General features: G+C 68.9%; 12 protein-coding genes, 1 tRNA gene and 1 pseudogene. 10 read left to right on the top strand and 4 right to left on the bottom strand.

The genetic code is table 11. The features are described from left to right. The 7 genes and pseudogenes from ACH4EW_RS27580 to ACH4EW_RS27550 form a co-directional block, all read left to right on the top strand. A pseudogene (locus tag ACH4EW_RS27580) lies at positions 1-344 on the top strand (IS200/IS605 family accessory protein TnpB-related protein); the annotation flags it as partial. A 364-nt stretch (positions 345-708) separates the two neighbouring features. Continuing rightward, positions 709-1,995, top strand: a complete 1,287-nt coding sequence (gene eno, locus ACH4EW_RS27575; protein ID WP_398261389.1) for a phosphopyruvate hydratase — start codon at positions 709-711, stop codon at positions 1,993-1,995. 161 nt (positions 1,996-2,156) lie between these two features. Continuing rightward, positions 2,157-2,627, top strand: a complete 471-nt coding sequence (locus tag ACH4EW_RS27570; protein ID WP_398261388.1) for a septum formation initiator family protein — start codon at positions 2,157-2,159, stop codon at positions 2,625-2,627. A 59-nt stretch (positions 2,628-2,686) separates the two neighbouring features. Beyond that, entirely contained in the window at positions 2,687-3,235 is a 549-nt protein-coding gene (locus tag ACH4EW_RS27565) for a DUF501 domain-containing protein (protein ID WP_398261386.1), read from the top strand. A 73-nt stretch (positions 3,236-3,308) separates the two neighbouring features. Further along, positions 3,309-4,250: an exopolyphosphatase gene (locus ACH4EW_RS27560; protein ID WP_398261384.1), complete on the top strand. Its 942-nt coding sequence runs from the start codon at positions 3,309-3,311 to the stop codon at positions 4,248-4,250. Positions 4,251-4,704: 454 nt separating this feature from the next. Then, complete coding sequence (locus tag ACH4EW_RS27555) at positions 4,705-6,090, top strand: NAD(P)/FAD-dependent oxidoreductase (RefSeq protein WP_398261382.1); 1,386 nt, start codon at positions 4,705-4,707, stop codon at positions 6,088-6,090. A gap of 296 nt (positions 6,091-6,386) precedes the next feature. Beyond that, positions 6,387-7,691: a class I SAM-dependent methyltransferase gene (locus ACH4EW_RS27550; RefSeq protein WP_398261380.1), complete on the top strand. Its 1,305-nt coding sequence runs from the start codon at positions 6,387-6,389 to the stop codon at positions 7,689-7,691. 252 nt (positions 7,692-7,943) lie between these two features. Here the strand turns inward: ACH4EW_RS27550 and ACH4EW_RS27545 are convergent, their stop codons facing one another. Further along, on the bottom strand, positions 7,944-10,472 hold the full coding sequence (locus ACH4EW_RS27545) for an ABC transporter permease (protein WP_398261378.1): 2,529 nt from the start codon (positions 10,470-10,472) through the stop codon (positions 7,944-7,946). A gap of 55 nt (positions 10,473-10,527) precedes the next feature. After that, the gene (locus ACH4EW_RS27540) at positions 10,528-11,298 is read right to left on the bottom strand and encodes an ABC transporter ATP-binding protein (protein WP_398261376.1); all 771 of its coding nucleotides are present in this window, start codon (positions 11,296-11,298) and stop codon (positions 10,528-10,530) included. A 463-nt stretch (positions 11,299-11,761) separates the two neighbouring features. Here ACH4EW_RS27540 and ACH4EW_RS27535 point away from each other — a divergent pair. Together ACH4EW_RS27535 and ACH4EW_RS27530 are read left to right on the top strand one after the other, a co-directional pair. After that, positions 11,762-11,847, top strand: a tRNA-Leu gene (locus ACH4EW_RS27535). Between the two features lie 423 nt (positions 11,848-12,270). Next, positions 12,271-13,158, top strand: a complete 888-nt coding sequence (locus tag ACH4EW_RS27530; protein ID WP_398261374.1) for a Bax inhibitor-1/YccA family protein — start codon at positions 12,271-12,273, stop codon at positions 13,156-13,158. Here the strand turns inward: ACH4EW_RS27530 and ACH4EW_RS27525 are convergent. Then, the gene (locus ACH4EW_RS27525; protein ID WP_398261372.1) at positions 13,142-13,294 is read right to left on the bottom strand and encodes a DUF4287 domain-containing protein; all 153 of its coding nucleotides are present in this window, start codon (positions 13,292-13,294) and stop codon (positions 13,142-13,144) included. The genes ACH4EW_RS27530 and ACH4EW_RS27525 overlap by 17 nt on opposite strands. Before the next feature lie 44 nt (positions 13,295-13,338). On the opposite strand from ACH4EW_RS27525, the gene ACH4EW_RS27520 reads away from it, so the two are divergent. After that, on the top strand, positions 13,339-13,656 hold the full coding sequence (locus ACH4EW_RS27520; RefSeq protein ID WP_398261370.1) for a hypothetical protein: 318 nt from the start codon (positions 13,339-13,341) through the stop codon (positions 13,654-13,656). A 64-nt stretch (positions 13,657-13,720) separates the two neighbouring features. Here ACH4EW_RS27520 and ACH4EW_RS27515 read toward each other — a convergent pair whose 3' ends face one another. Then, entirely contained in the window at positions 13,721-14,542 is an 822-nt protein-coding gene (locus ACH4EW_RS27515; protein ID WP_398261404.1) for a hypothetical protein, read from the bottom strand. Positions 14,543-14,867: the final 325 nt, after the last annotated feature.

Genomic DNA, 14,867 nt, shown 5'->3' with positions numbered 1-14,867 from the left:
GGGGTGCCCAGCATTGGCAGAAACCGCTGGCCACCCCGCACCGCACCATGTCCCGTCACGATGCCGCGGGCATCGCGATCGGACGCCGCGCCCTCAGACACCCGGTCCGGCGTCGGACGGCACCGCCCCCACACGACCGGAGTGATCGTGCGGGGCATCGGACCGCCCAGGCCAGGCCAGGCAACCGAGGACGTGAGGGAACCCGCCCACCCGCAACGGACCGGCTCCCCGGAGGGCCGTCACCGAACGGGAAGCGAAAGCGGGAACCCAGCGCACCCAACACCGTTCGGGATGCGCCCAGAACGCAGCAGTGGGTCCAAGACTCACTCCTGCGCACTGGATAGGAACGGTTTCTGCGCGACGCGTCACCCGCGCGCCGCTCTGTACCGCGCGCCACCTCCGTGCGGTGTGTCACCCCGGTGCAGCGCCGGTATATCCGGTGCAGCGCCGGTATATAAGGAGCGCCGGCTGTCGCACAGGGAGCACCGGCTGTCGCACGGGGGTGCCGACTATGGGTGATCGTTCAACTGTTGTACTTACTGACGAGTAAAATTATGACCTTTTGCCCGGCAACGGGCGTTCTTGGGTCCTTTTTCGTCCCAGGGGGCGGGCGGTAGTCCGACTGAGCAGGCCGGGCCGGTTAGGCTCTTGTCGCAAGGCCAAAGTGACCCTGCACAACCAGTGTCATATCCCAGAAGGAGATGCCTCGTGCCGTCCATCGACGTCGTCGTAGCCCGGGAAATCCTCGACTCCCGGGGGAACCCCACGGTCGAGGTCGAGGTTGGCCTCGACGACGGCAGCACGGGTCGTGCTGCCGTGCCGTCCGGCGCCTCCACCGGTGCGTTCGAGGCCATTGAGCTTCGCGACGGTGACCCCAACCGTTACCAGGGCAAGGGCGTGGAGAAGGCCGTCCTCGCCGTGATCGAGCAGATCGGCCCGGAGCTCGTCGGCTATGACGCGACCGAGCAGCGGCTGATCGACCAGGCCATGTTCGACCTGGACGCCACCGAGAACAAGGGTTCGCTCGGCGCCAATGCCATCCTCGGTGTCTCGCTGGCCGTCGCCCACGCCGCCTCCGAGGCCTCGGATCTGCCGCTGTTCCGCTACCTCGGTGGCCCGAACGCGCACCTGCTGCCCGTCCCGATGATGAACATCCTCAACGGTGGGTCGCACGCCGACTCCAACGTGGACATCCAGGAGTTCATGATCGCCCCGATCGGTGCGGAGTCCTTCTCCGAGGCCCTGCGCTGGGGCGCCGAGGTCTACCACACGCTGAAGAAGGTCCTGAAGGCCAAGGGCCTTTCGACCGGTCTCGGCGACGAGGGCGGCTTCGCGCCGAACCTGGAGTCGAACCGCGCCGCCCTCGACCTCATCATCGAGGCCATCAAGGAAGCCGGTTACGCCCCGGGCAAGGACATCGCGCTCGCGCTCGACGTCGCCGCGTCCGAGTTCTACAAGGACGGCAAGTACGAGTTCGAGGGCAAGTCCCGCTCGGCCGCCGAGATGACCGAGTACTACGAGGAGCTCGTCTCCGCGTACCCGCTGGTCTCCATCGAGGACCCGCTGTACGAGGACGACTGGGCCGGCTGGAACGTCATCACCCAGAAGCTCGGCGCCAAGGTGCAGATCGTCGGCGACGACCTGTTCGTCACCAACCCGGAGCGCCTGGCCCGCGGCATCGAGGAGGGCTCCGCCAACGCCCTGCTCGTCAAGGTCAACCAGATCGGTTCGCTGACCGAGACCCTGGACGCCGTCGAGCTGGCCCAGCGCAACGGCTTCAAGTGCATGATGTCCCACCGCTCCGGCGAGACCGAGGACGTCACCATCGCCGACCTCGCCGTCGCGGTGAACTGCGGCCAGATCAAGACCGGCGCCCCGGCCCGCTCGGACCGCGTCGCCAAGTACAACCAGCTGCTGCGCATCGAGGAGATCCTCGACGACGCCGCGGTGTACGCGGGCCGCTCGGCGTTCCCGCGGTTTCGCTCTGCGAACTGATCGGCACAGCGCTCCGCGAACTGATCAGCCCGGCAAGGGCTGAGCGGCCCTCCAAGGGCTGAGCGGCCCTTCGAGGGCCGAAGGCCCGGGCCTCCGTCCGTCCCCGCACTCGGTCCCGTACCGTGTGCGGGGACGGACGCGCGTAATGGGGAGGCGGAGACATGGCCGCGAAGGACCGGGACCGGTTCTCCACCGCGACCCGGCTGCGGCTGCTCGGCGAGCAGACCGCTGCCCGCGTCTACCGGTCGCAGAACCGCCGGCAGGCCCGCCGCTCCCGGCTCACCGGCCGGGCGGCCTTCCTCGCCCTCGTCGTCTGCTCCCTGGTGGTCGCGCTCGCGTACCCGATGCGGCAGTACATGTCGCAGCGGGACGAGATCGCCGACCAGGAGCGTATGGCGGAGGAGGCCCGGGCCCGCACCGAGGAGCTGCGTGACGAGAAGGCGCGCCTCCAGGACGATGCGTATATCAGGCAGCTTGCCCGCAAGCATCTGCACTACCTTCTCCCCGGGGAGACCGGTTACACGGTGATCGACCCCGACGCGGTCAAGGAGCGCAACGGTGAGACGGACGAGTCCGGCCGGCCGTGGCACTCCAACCTCTGGGACGGCGTCGACAGCGCCGACCGCGACTGACTCTCTTCAGCCATCTGCAGAACCGCAGTTCGAGCAGCCCGATCAGAACCTAGGCAGGCATGGAAACCCCCCCTCCGCAGACCGAGTCCACCGCGCCCACCGAGGCGGACATCGCCGCGTTCCAGCAGCAGCTGGGCCGCCCGCCGCGCGGGCTGCGCGCGATCGCGCACCGCTGCCCGTGCGGCAACCCGGACGTGGTCGAGACGCAGCCCCGGCTGGAGGACGGTACGCCGTTCCCGACGACGTACTACCTGACGTGCCCGCGTGCCGCGTCCGCGATCGGCACGCTGGAGGCGAACGGTGTCATGAAGGAGATGACCGAGCGTCTCGGTACGGACCCCGAGCTGGCCGCCGCCTACCGGGCCGCTCACGAGGACTACATCGCCCGGCGCGATGCCATCGAGGTCCTTGAGGGCTTCCCGAGCGCGGGGGGGATGCCGGACCGGGTGAAGTGCCTGCACGTGCTGGTCGGGCACTCGCTGGCCGCGGGGCCCGGGGTGAACCCGCTCGGCGACGAGGCGATCGCGATGCTGCCGGAGTGGTGGCGCAAGGGGCCGTGTGTGACGCCCTGCCAGTCCGCGGACGCGGGCCCGGGCGACGAGGCCTGACCGTTCCCGGGGGCTCCGCCCCCGGACCTCTGCCCCTCGATCGCCGGAGGGGCTTGATTCAACAGGAGCATTCATGACCCGCGTGGCCGCCATCGACTGCGGTACGAACTCCATTCGTCTGCTCGTCGCCGACGCGGACCCGTCCACCGGTGAACTCGTCGAGCTCGACCGCCGGATGGAGATCGTCCGCCTCGGTCAGGGCGTCGACCGCACCGGCCGGCTCGCGCCCGAGGCACTGGAGCGGACGTTCGCCGCCTGCCGTCAGTACGCGGAGGTGATCAAGGAGCACGGGGCGCAGAGGATCCGCTTCGTCGCCACTTCCGCCTCCCGCGATGCGGAGAACCGGGACGAGTTCGTCCGCGGTGTGCTGGACATCCTGGGCGTCGAGCCCGAGGTGATCAGCGGCGGCCAGGAGGCGGAGTTCTCCTTCACCGGCGCCACCAAGGAGCTCGCGGGCCGCGACCACCTCGCGAAGCCCTATCTCGTCGTGGACATCGGCGGCGGCTCCACCGAGTTCGTCGTCGGCGACGACCATGTGCGCGCCGCGCGCTCCGTGGACATCGGCTGCGTACGGATGACCGAGCGGCACCTCGTGCACGACGGTGTCGTGAGCGATCCGCCGACCCCCGGTCAGATCGCCGCGATCCGCGCCGACATCGACGCCGCCCTCGATCTCGCCGAGGAGAGCGTCCCGCTCACCGGGGCCGCCACCCTCGTCGGCCTCGCCGGGACGGTCACCACGGTCGCCGCGATCGCCCTGGGGCTCGACGCGTACGACTCCGAGGCGATCCACCACTCCCGGATCTCCCTCGACCAGGTCCAGGAGATCACCGGACGGCTCCTCACCTCCACCCACGCCGAGCGTGCGGCGATCGGTGCGATGCATCCGGGACGGGTCGATGTGATCACCTCGGGGGCGCTGATCCTGCTCGCCGTGATGAAGCGGGCAGGGGCCCAGGAGATCGTCGTGAGCGAGCACGACATCCTCGACGGAATCGGCTGGTCGATCGCCTAACGGCCCCCAGGTCGTCAGGGCTGTCCCGTTCCGCGGGTGCGAGAACGGCGTTCAGGCGCACGCCGGCCTGCGCTTTTGAGCGTTCGCGAGCCGCTGAGGGGTGCCTCGCGAGAAAGATCATAAGAAAGTTCGTGAACTTCTTCACAAGGAATTCGGCCCCGTGGAGGGCAGTTCTGGTCCGTAGGGGCATCCAGGGCCGCTCACGGGGTCGTTCCGTCTCGATGCCGGACCGTTCCGGAGGCGGTGCCGACGCGTGAATCGAAACGGTGGTGCGCCCGGTCCGGAGGCTCAAGAGCCAGCTCACAGGCGGTACGCAACGTTCGCCATCACGCCGTGGTTCCCCTCCGGCGCCATGACCTCGGTCACGGGGGCGGCGAAGTGTAGCAGAGGGTGAGTCGTTCCTTGTGAAGGGGCTCACGAGCCTGCCCTCCGAGGGGGGTGGATACTCGATGGCATGAGCACCACGGAGCGTCCCAGGATCCTCGTAGTAGGCGGTGGGTACGTAGGCCTGTACGCAGCTCGGCGCATTCTGAAGAAGATGCGCTACGGCGAGGCGACCGTCACGGTCGTCGACCCCCGGTCGTACATGACCTACCAGCCTTTCCTCCCCGAAGCCGCCGCAGGCAGCATCTCGCCTCGGCATGTCGTCGTCCCGCTGCGACGCGTACTGCCGAAGGCCGAGGTTCTCACCGGCCGTGTCACGACCATCGATCAGGACCGCAAGGTCGCCACGGTCGCGCCGCTCGTCGGCGAGGCCTACGAGCTGCCCTTCGACTACCTGGTCATCGCGATGGGCGCGGTGTCCCGTACCTTCCCGATCCCCGGCCTCGCCGAGCAGGGCATCGGTATGAAGGGCATCGAGGAGGCCATCGGCCTGCGCAACCACGTCCTCGAGCAGCTGGACAAGGCCGACTCGACGACCGATGAGGACGTCCGCCGCAAGGCGTTGACGTTCGTCTTCGTGGGCGGCGGCTTCGCCGGTGCGGAGACCATCGGCGAGGTCGAGGACATGGCCCGTGACGCGGCGAAGTACTACACGAACGTGAAGCGCGAGGACATGCGCTTCATCCTCGTCGACGCCGCCGACAAGATCCTTCCCGAGGTCGGCCCGAAGCTGGGCACCTGGGGCCGGGAGCACCTGGAGTCCCGTGGCGTCGAGGTCTTCCTCTCGACCTCCATGGACTCCTGCGTCGACGGTCATGTCGTGCTGAAGAACGGCCTCGAGGTCGAGTCCAACACGATCGTGTGGACGGCCGGCGTGAAGCCGAACCCGGCGCTGGCCCGCTTCGGTCTGCCGCTCGGCCCGCGCGGTCACGTGGACACCTCCGAGAAGCTCCAGGTGCAGGGCACCGACTACATCTGGGCCGCGGGCGACAACGCCCAGGTTCCGGACATGGTCGGCCGCAAGGCCGGCAACCCGAACGCCTGGTGCCCGCCGAACGCCCAGCACGCGCTGCGTCAGGCCAAGGTCCTCGGCGACAACGTCATCTCCGGGATGCGCGGCTTCCCGCAGAAGGAATACAGCCACGCCAACAAGGGTGCGGTCGCCGGTCTCGGCCTGCACAAGGGCGTCGCGATGATCGTCATGGGCAAGATGAAGATCAAGCTCAAGGGACGTCTCGCCTGGTACATGCACCGTGGCTACCACGGCATGGCGATGCCGACCTGGAACCGCAAGATCCGGATCTTCGCCGACTGGACCCTTGCGATGTTCCTCAAGCGCGAGGTCGTCTCGCTCGGCGCCATGGAGACGCCGCGCGAGGAGTTCTACGAGGCCGCCAAGCCGGCCCCGGCTCCGGCCGCGGTCAAGGCCGACGGCGAGAAGGCCAAGGCCTCCTAGGGCCCAGCCCGCCCGCGCAGTACATACAGAACGCCCGAAGGGGCCGTCCGCCATCCGTGGTGCGGGCGGCCCCTTCGGCGTATCCGGCCGGCATGCGGGGTCCGTGGGTGGCGCCCCAGTGAATATATGTGCCATGCAAGTATTTTGCCGTTCCGTTGCGCCACAGCGGAATGGTGCGTGCTCCGCGGACTGTTGACGGAGGTGCAACCCGTCGTGGCGCCGCGGTGGCGGCGTGGTTGCAGGCTTGTTCGGGCATGTTTGGGCACATTGGGAACACCATCACGGAGGTGTGCGCCATGACAGACGCCGCATTGCGGCTGATCGCTCTCGCCGAGGAGTTACTGGGAGAAGAGCTGCCGGTCCGTATCCGGGCCTGGGACGGCAGCGAATCCGGACCGCCCGGTGCCCCCGTCCTGGTCATCAGGAACCGCCGCGCGCTGCGCCGGCTCCTCTGGAAGCCGGGTGAACTGGGCCTGGCCCGCGCCTGGGTGGCGGGCGAGCTCGACATCGAAGGTGATCTGTACGAGGCCCTGGACCTGATGGCCTCGCTGATCTGGGACCGCGGCGTGGAGGCCAAGGACAGCGTCCCCCCGGTCCGCGACCCGAAGGTGCGGGCCTTCGCCAAAGGGCTGTTGCAGCTCGCAGGCCCCTGGCTCCCGCCGCCCCCGCCGCCCGAGGAGGTACGCCGCCGCACCGGCGCCCTCCACACCAAGCGCCGCGACAAGGAGGCCATCAGTCACCACTACGACGTGGGCAATGACTTCTACGAACTGGTCATCGGCCCGTCCATGGTCTACTCCTGCGCCTACTGGCAGGACGACGGGACTCTTGAGGACGCCCAGCGCGACAAGCTCGACCTGGTCTGCCGCAAGCTCGCGCTGAAGGAAGGCGACCGCCTCCTCGACGTCGGCTGCGGCTGGGGCTCCATGGCCATCCACGCGGCCCGCGAGTACGGCGCCAGGGTCACCGGAGTGACCCTCTCCGTCGAGCAGGCCGCCTACGCCAGGAAGCGCATCGCGCAAGAGGGCCTGACCGACCGGATCGAGATCCGGGTCCAGGACTACCGGGACGTCAGGGACGGTCCGTATGACGCCATCTCGTCCATCGGCATGGCGGAACACGTCGGCTCGGCCCGCTTCCGCGAATACGCCGACGACCTCTACGCACTCCTCAAGCCCGGCGGCCGGCTGCTCAACCACCAGATCGCCCGCCGCCCCGAGAAGGACGAGTCCGCCTACCACGTGGACGAGTTCATCGACGCCTACGTCTTCCCGGACGGCGAACTGGCCCCGGTGGGACGGACCGCGACCACCCTCGAAGAAGCCGGCTTCGAGGTCCGTGACGTCGAGTCGATCCGCGAACACTACGCACTGACCCTGCGCAGCTGGGTCGCCAACCTGGAGAAGCACTGGGACCGCGCGGTCCGGATGACCTCGCCGGGACGGGCCAGGGTCTGGCGCCTCTACATGGCCGCCTCCGCCCTCTCCTTCGAGCACAACAAGATCGGCGTCAATCAGATCCTCGTGCTGCGCCCGGCAGAGGGCGGGGCCGCCCGCATGCCGCTGCGGGCCCGCGACTGGACGGCGTCGGCGACCGGCTGACACCGGGACGGACGCACCGAGGGCCGGTACCCGCAGCTCCGCGCTGCGCGTACCGGCCCTCGGCCGTCCTGTCCCGGTCCCGCCGGCTGTTACGGCCTGACCCACGATTGGCAGCGGCGTCGCAGCGCCTGGGGCCTCCGACTCCCGCGTTGTCGTCAGTCGCCGACGCTCCGCGTCGATTCCCTCCTCCGCCTTGGATTCGAAGGCCCCAGACACCGCTCCTTCTCCCACTGCCAATCGCGGGTGAGGCCGTTATTCGGTCTTGATCGCCGTCAGCATGTTCAGCTTCGCGGCGCTGCGTGCCGGCCAGAGCGAGGCCAGCACACCCACCAGTGCGGCGAGCAGCAGGAAGATACCGATCCGGTCCCACGGGATGATCAGGGTGTAGTCCGGGATCGAGGACTTCAGGGTCTGCCCGATCGCCCAGCCGAGGAACGTGCCGAGCACGACACCGATCACCGCGCCGAAGAGCGAGATGACCACGGCCTCCAGCCGGATCATGCGCTTCACCCGGCGCCGGTCGAGGCCGATCGCGCGCAGCATGCCGATCTCCTGCTGGCGTTCGAAGACCGACATGGCCAGCGTGTTGACGACGCCGAGCACCGCGATGATCAGGGCCATCGCCAGCAGGCCGTACATGATGTTCAGGGCGGTGTTGATGGCGCCGCCGGCCATGTCCCGGATGCCCTGGCGGTCGATGATGCTCATCGCAGGGTTGTCACCGAGCGCCTTGACCACGGCCTTCTCGTTGGCGGCGGTCTCGCCGCCGTCCATCTTCAGCCAGATCTCGCGGATGTACGGGTGGTCGGTGTGCTGGTTCAGGAGGTCCTTGGACATCAGGGCGGAGGAGAGGAACTCGTTGTCCTCGTAGACCGCCCCGACCTTCAGCTTCTCCTTCTTGCCGTCCTCGTACTCGACCGCGAGGGTGTCCCCGGTCTTCCAGCCGTTCGACTTGGCGGTCTTCCGGTCGACGGCGAACTCGTTGTCGCCGAGGGAGTCGACCGAGCCGGAGACCGTCTTGATGGCGAAGAGCTTCGACACGTCGCCGGGGGCGACCCCGGAGGTCATGAGGGGTTCGCCGCCGACCTCCGGGAAGGCGTACTGGTGGGGCGAGACGGCCTCGACCCCGTCGGCCTTCTCCAGAGCGCTGAGCGCCGACGGGTCGAGCGAGTCCCCGTTCGCCATCGACACCATGTAGTCGGCCTTGAGGTTGTCCGTCGTCATCCGGTCGACCGCATCGCCGACGGTGACGCCGAGGACCGAGATGCCGGTGACCAGGGTGAGCCCGATCGCCAGGGCGGAGGCGGTGGCGCCGGTACGACGCGGGTTACGGACCGCGTTCTGCGCGGCCAGCTTGCCGGAGACCCCGAACAGCCGCTTGAGCAGCGGACGGACCAGCGCGATGACCGGCCGCGACAGCAGCGGGATCAGCACGATGACACCGATCAGCGCGAAGAACGCGCCGGCCGCGATGACCGTCCGGCCGTCCGAGCCCATGCTCGCGCCCGCCGCGATGACCGCGCAACCGAGCGCGGTGAGTACGCCGCCGATCGAGTTGCGCAGCACCAGGGACTTGACGGTGGCGGTCGCGTGCACGCTGCTCATTGCGGCGACCGGCGGGATCTTGGCTGCCCGGCGGGCGGGCAGCCAGGCGGCGAGCACGGTGATCAGGACGCCGACGCCGAACGCGGCAGCGACCGCGGTGGGCGAGATGATCAGCGGACCGGCCGGGATCTTCCCGCCGATCAGGCTCATCGCGGAGCGCAGGCCGACGGCGAGTCCGAGGCCGAGCGCGAAGCCGATGACCGACGCGAGCACGCCGACCACGGCCGCCTCCAGCAGCACGGAGCGCTTGACCTGGCGACGGGACGCGCCGACGGCGCGCATCAGGGCCAGTTCCTTGGTGCGCTGGGCGACCAGCATGGTGAAGGTGTTGGCGATCAGGAAGATCCCGACGAAGAGCGCGATCGCGGCGAAGGCGAGCAGCATCTGGTTGAGGCTGCTCATGCTGTCCTCGATGCCTCTGGCCTGCTCATCGGCGAGGTCCTGGCCGGTCCGGGCGTCGGCGCCCTTCGGCAGCAGCGGCTTCACCTCGGCCAGCAGCTTGTCGGCGGAGGTGCCGGACGCGGCGGAGATGTCGACGTTCATGAACTCGCCGGGCCGCAGGTAGAGCTTCTGGGCGACCGGGGTCTCGAAGAGGACCAGGCTGCCGCCCGCGTTGACCGCGCCGTCCTCGGTGGTGAAGACGCCGGAGAGGGTGTACTCCTTCACCGGCCCGTTCGTGGCGACCCGGACCTGGTCACCGACGTGGTACTTGCCCTTCTCCGCGGTTTCCTTGTCGAGCGCGATGCGGTCGGCCGCGTCCGGGCCCTTGCCGTCGACGAAGGTGTACGCGGCGTCCTTGCCGTTCTTGTCGGGGAAGAAGTTCGCGCCGGTGTTCGACCAGCCGTTGCCGATCAGCTTGCCGTCGGGGTCGGCGACGCCGGCGAATCCGTTGACGCGGCCGGTGGCGGTGTCGACGCCGTCCAGGCCCTGGATCTTCGCCAGGGCGGCGGTGCTGACGCCGTGGGGGGCCTTCGGGTCACGCTGGTCGGCCGGGGTGGTGACGGCGACGGCAACGTTGTCGTAACTCTTCGCCGACTGGTTGCGGAAGGCGTTGCCGAGGGTGTCGGTGAAGACCAGGGTGCCTGAGACGAACGCCACGCCGAGTACGACGGCGAGCACGGTCATCAGAAGTCTGGCCTTGTGCGCGAGCACATTGCGCAGGGCGGTACGGAACATGTCTTTCAGTCCTGGGATGGGTTCCGGAAGCGGGATCTGGGGTGGCCGGGCGGGCTCAGCTGGTGCGGCCCTTGGCGTCGAACTCCTTCATCCGGTCGAGGACCCCGTCCGCGGTGGGGTGCATCATCTCGTCGACGATCCGGCCGTCCGCGAGGAAGATCACACGGTCTGCGTAGGAGGCGGCCGCCGGGTCGTGGGTCACCATCACCACTGTCTGCCCGAGCTCGCGCACCGAGTTGCGCAGGAATCCGAGGACCTCGGCGCCGGAGCGGGAGTCCAGGTTTCCGGTCGGCTCGTCACCGAAGATGATCTCCGGCTGCGAGGCCAGGGCACGGGCCACGGCGACGCGCTGCTGCTGGCCGCCGGAGAGTTCGGTCGGCCGGTGGTTCAGCCGGTCGGAGAGGCCCACCATGTCGATGACCTTCCGCATCCACTCGGCGTCGGGCTTGCGGCCCGCGATGTCCATGGGGAGCGTGATGTTCTCCTGCGCCGTCAGCGTGGGCAGCAGGTTGAACGCCTGGAAGATGAAGCCGATCTTGTCCCGGCGGAGCTGGGTGAGCTGCTTGTCCTTGAGGGAGCCCAGCTCTGTCTCACCGATCCGTACCGAACCGCTGCTGAAGCTGTCGAGGCCGGCCACGCAGTGCATCAGCGTGGACTTGCCGGAGCCGGACGGACCCATGATGGCGGTGAACTCGCCCCGCGGGAAGTCCACGGAGACCCGGTCCAGGGCCGTCACCATGGTTTCACCCTCTCCGTAGACCTTCGACAGATCCGTGGCGCGGGCAGCCACCGTGGTGACGCGGTGTGCGGTGGAAGTGGTGGTCACGGGATTCTCCTGGTTCAAGCTCCGGCCGAGGGCTTCGTCCGGGGTTGCGATCGGTTGCCTTTGGAACCCCTCCATCGTCACCGCCGTATCGCCGCAGATCATCAGCCCCCGTGACCGTTCCAGGGGCCGTCTTGAGTCGCACTGAGGGGCCCCTGTGTCCTCCTCCGGTATGACACCGACCCTGAGACATCGTCACGGCCCGTTGGCCGGCAGGGGGTGGCGCGCCCACGGCGATCACTGGCGCGAGCCCGGCGAATGCGCCGTCCGGGTGCGGCGACTTTACGTCAATTCGGATTACCCGTCGCCGTACCCGCCAGCCCGCTCAGGCATGTGACGATGCCCTCTCACGAGTGCTGACGAACCCTCAAACGGTCAATAAAATAAGACAACATCGCGCCACTGGCCCGCTGATCGGAGGAAGCCCCCGGATAGGGTCATGTGCTAACGCGGAGCCGCGCGCAAGGCCCGGATGGTGGAATGCAGACACGGCGAGCTTAAACCTCGCTGCCCCTCGGGGGCGTGCCGGTTCGAGTCCGGTTCCGGGCACCACTTCGCGCGTGCGGCTGAACGGGCGAGACGGCCCGATGTCCGTGATCGTTCACGCGCCCGCCCCACTGCTCGCGGTAGCCGGCCGTGTCGCGGCGGGCCGATCCCGTCGTCGCGCACCGGTCGCGGCACTCGGGCTTTGCTCCCTGGTCAGCACCCGGGTGGCGGAACTCCTGCGGGGCGCCCGGATCATCCTGTCCGGGGTCCTCTCCGGGGTCCTCGCCGGCCGGACCGAACGCCCGGCGGGCCTGTGCGTCGACGCCCCGGACAGGCCTCAGGCGTATCCACCGGGTCAGGGCGTGCCGGTCGGTCGGGCGGCGTTTCGGCCGCACTTCCATAAAGATCCTCCCCAAGCACTAGTCTGACCCTTTTGCCTACCCATTACTCTTGTGGGAAGGCCACGCAGGGTGGCCATGGAGGAGTGAGATGAGGAGCAGCAACCCGGTCTTCTCGCGACGGGGCTTCAGCCGCGACAACGGATATGCGGGCTTCAACGCGGCGCCGCAGGCCGGGGCCCCGGTTGCGGGCGCCAACCCGTACGCGCAGGGCACCGCCGCCAACCCGTACGCCACCAACCCCTACGCCCAGCAGGACACCCAGTACGGCGTCCCGCAGGCACCGGCGCGTTCCGGTGCGATGACGATCGACGATGTCGTCACGCGCTCGGCGATCACGCTCGGCACAGTCGTGCTCGGCGCAGTGCTCGCCTGGGCTCTGCTGCCGGTCGACGAGGCAAACCTCGGCAAGTCCTACGGAATCGCGATCGGCGCCGCCCTGGTGGCGTTCGTCCTGTCGCTCGTCCAGTCCTTCAAGCGCAAGCCGGTCCCGGCGCTGATCGTCGCTTACGCGGCCTTCGAGGGTGTCTTCCTCGGAGTGATCTCCAGCGCAGTCAGCACGTACATCGCGCCGGGCGTCGTGATGCAGGCGGTGATGGGCACCATGTGTGTCTTCGCCGGGGTGCTTCTCGCGTACAAGATGCGCTGGATCCGCGTCACCCGCCGCTTCTACGGCTTCGTGATTGCCGCCTCCGTGGGCTTCATGCTCCTGATGCTGGTCAACCTGCTGTTCGCCGTCTTCGGCGGTGGCGACGGCCTGGGCTTCCGCAGCGGCGGCCTCGGCATCCTCTTCGGCGTCATCGGGGTCATCCTCGGTGCGTGCTTCCTGGCCCTGGACTTCAAGCAGGTCGAGGACGGCATCGCGTTCGGCGCCCCGCGCGAGGAATCCTGGCTGGCGGCCTTCGGCCTCACCATGACCCTGGTGTGGATCTACCTGGAGATGCTGCGCCTGTTCTCCATCCTCAGCGGCGACGACTGACGCACACCCCGCAACGGGAACGGAACGGCCCGCAGGCGCTGCCTGCGGGCCGTTCCCGTGCGTGGACGAGCGCCTCGGCGTGTCCGCGGGCGAGGTCGTGTTCGCTCCGCAGCCACCCGGCACCGGGCCCGAGCACCGGCCCGTTGGCAACCGTCCCGGGAGGGCGCGTAGGGTCGCGGAGTGCTCGATACGACCCCGCTGATCACCGCCGTGGACCGATTCGCCGACCGGCTGCGCGCCGCCCCGCAGAGCCGTCTGCAGCGCGGCGCGGCTGCCGAGGGGTTGGCCACGGCCAGGGAATTGGCTCTGCGGGCCCAGCGCATCGAGGCGCCGGACCGGGAGCCGCGGATCATGCCGGACGCCGGGATCTTCGCGGTCGGCGACCAACTTGCCGTAGCGGGGCGTGACTTGGCGGTGGCACTGGAAACGGCCCCGTCGGCTGAGCTGGACGAAGCCGTGCAATTCGTGGCGGAGGCCGCTGCGCGGGCGTTCGCGTAGCGGCGGGCGGTGCCCGAGGACGGTGGCCGGCGAGAGCCGCGCTGCCCCGATGCCTCGGGGGGGGCTAGAGCGAGGCGATGACGCGGTCGGCGAGGATGTAGACGTTTTCCTCGCCGCAGGAGAAGGTCAGGGTGTATGCGCCGGAGACGCCGGAGCCGCCCAGCAGTACCGGGTGCTCACCTGCGAGCAGCGACTCGGCGAGGCGCTCGGCCGTCTCGCGGTGGCCGGGGGTCATGCAGAGCGTGGTGCCGTCGGCGAAGACATAGACGTCAAGGGTGCCGAGTGGGCCGGGGCGCACATCGGCGAGTTCCGTACGGCTCTCGGCGAGCTCTTCGAGACGGTTCACGGTGCGCTCGTGGTCGGTGACGACCGGGGTCTGCACCGGAACGAAGTCGGGGTGCGAGGGGTGACGGCGACGGGCCGCGGCCAGCTCGGGGGAGTCCTCGGCGAACTCCGCCGTCTCGGTCAGCTCCGTCACCTCGGTCAGCTCCGTCAGCTCTTCGAGCGCCTCGTTGGCGTCGGGGTCCATCGGCTCAAGGCCCACGAAGTCGGCCTGGCGCGGCATGAAGAACGGCGCGTCCTCACCGATCCCGGTCAGGCCGCTCAGCAGGGACGGGGCGTCGGCGGCATCGCGCGCTTCCTGGGTGGCCCAGAAGGCGCGGGCCTCGGCGAGCTCGCGCTCCCGCTCCTCGGCGAGCGCTTCGGCTACTGCAGCGCGTATCTCGGCGGCCGAAGTCACGTCGTTGCGGCTCTGCGAGGGCACAGCGGTCCCGTGGGAGTGGGCCGCGGCCAGCTCCGTACGAAGGGCGGTGATCTGCTTGCGCAGCCCGTGAGCAGCGTACAGAGCAGCGGCGCCGACGGCCGTCGCAGCGGCGGTGGTCAGCAACAGGGCAAGAGACATGGCGCTCACTGACGTACTCCCGGTTTCAATCGATCCACCGACTTCCTACCTCAGCTTCTCCTCTACCTGCGCGCGGTGTCAGTGCATTACGTCACGAATTGGACAGGCCTTTGGGCCTGAGGTTTAACCCCGTTAAGGGTGTGACCTGCGGGAATGACTCTCCCCCAGGAGATAGGTCACATCCTGGGGGAGATTCGGTCACGGTTGGGGCTCGGAGGCGGCCGCTTCCTTGGCCGGGAATCGGCTGACGGCTATGGCGATGGCGACCCCTACCCTCCGCTGCAGCTCAGCTCAGCCGCTCGATTTTGTG

Origin of the sequence: Streptomyces sp. NPDC018000 (assembly GCF_044328025.1) — a bacterium.
GTDB lineage: Bacteria > Actinomycetota > Actinomycetes > Streptomycetales > Streptomycetaceae > Streptomyces.
This window is presented reverse-complemented; position numbering and strand designations above follow the sequence as displayed.

Bases quoted from the DNA above. Each gene is read 5' to 3' on its own strand.
- ACH4EW_RS27570 (WP_398261388.1), top strand. From the start codon at position 2,157: ATGGCCGCGAAGGACCGGGACCGGTTCTCCACCGCGACCCGGCTGCGG.
- ACH4EW_RS27565 (WP_398261386.1), top strand. From the start codon at position 2,687: ATGGAAACCCCCCCTCCGCAGACCGAGTCCACCGCGCCCACCGAGGCG.
- ACH4EW_RS27560 (WP_398261384.1), top strand. From the start codon at position 3,309: ATGACCCGCGTGGCCGCCATCGACTGCGGTACGAACTCCATTCGTCTG.
- ACH4EW_RS27555 (WP_398261382.1), top strand. From the start codon at position 4,705: ATGAGCACCACGGAGCGTCCCAGGATCCTCGTAGTAGGCGGTGGGTAC.
- ACH4EW_RS27550 (WP_398261380.1), top strand. From the start codon at position 6,387: ATGACAGACGCCGCATTGCGGCTGATCGCTCTCGCCGAGGAGTTACTG.
- ACH4EW_RS27545 (WP_398261378.1), bottom strand. From the start codon at position 10,472: ATGTTCCGTACCGCCCTGCGCAATGTGCTCGCGCACAAGGCCAGACTT.
- ACH4EW_RS27530 (WP_398261374.1), top strand. From the start codon at position 12,271: ATGAGGAGCAGCAACCCGGTCTTCTCGCGACGGGGCTTCAGCCGCGAC.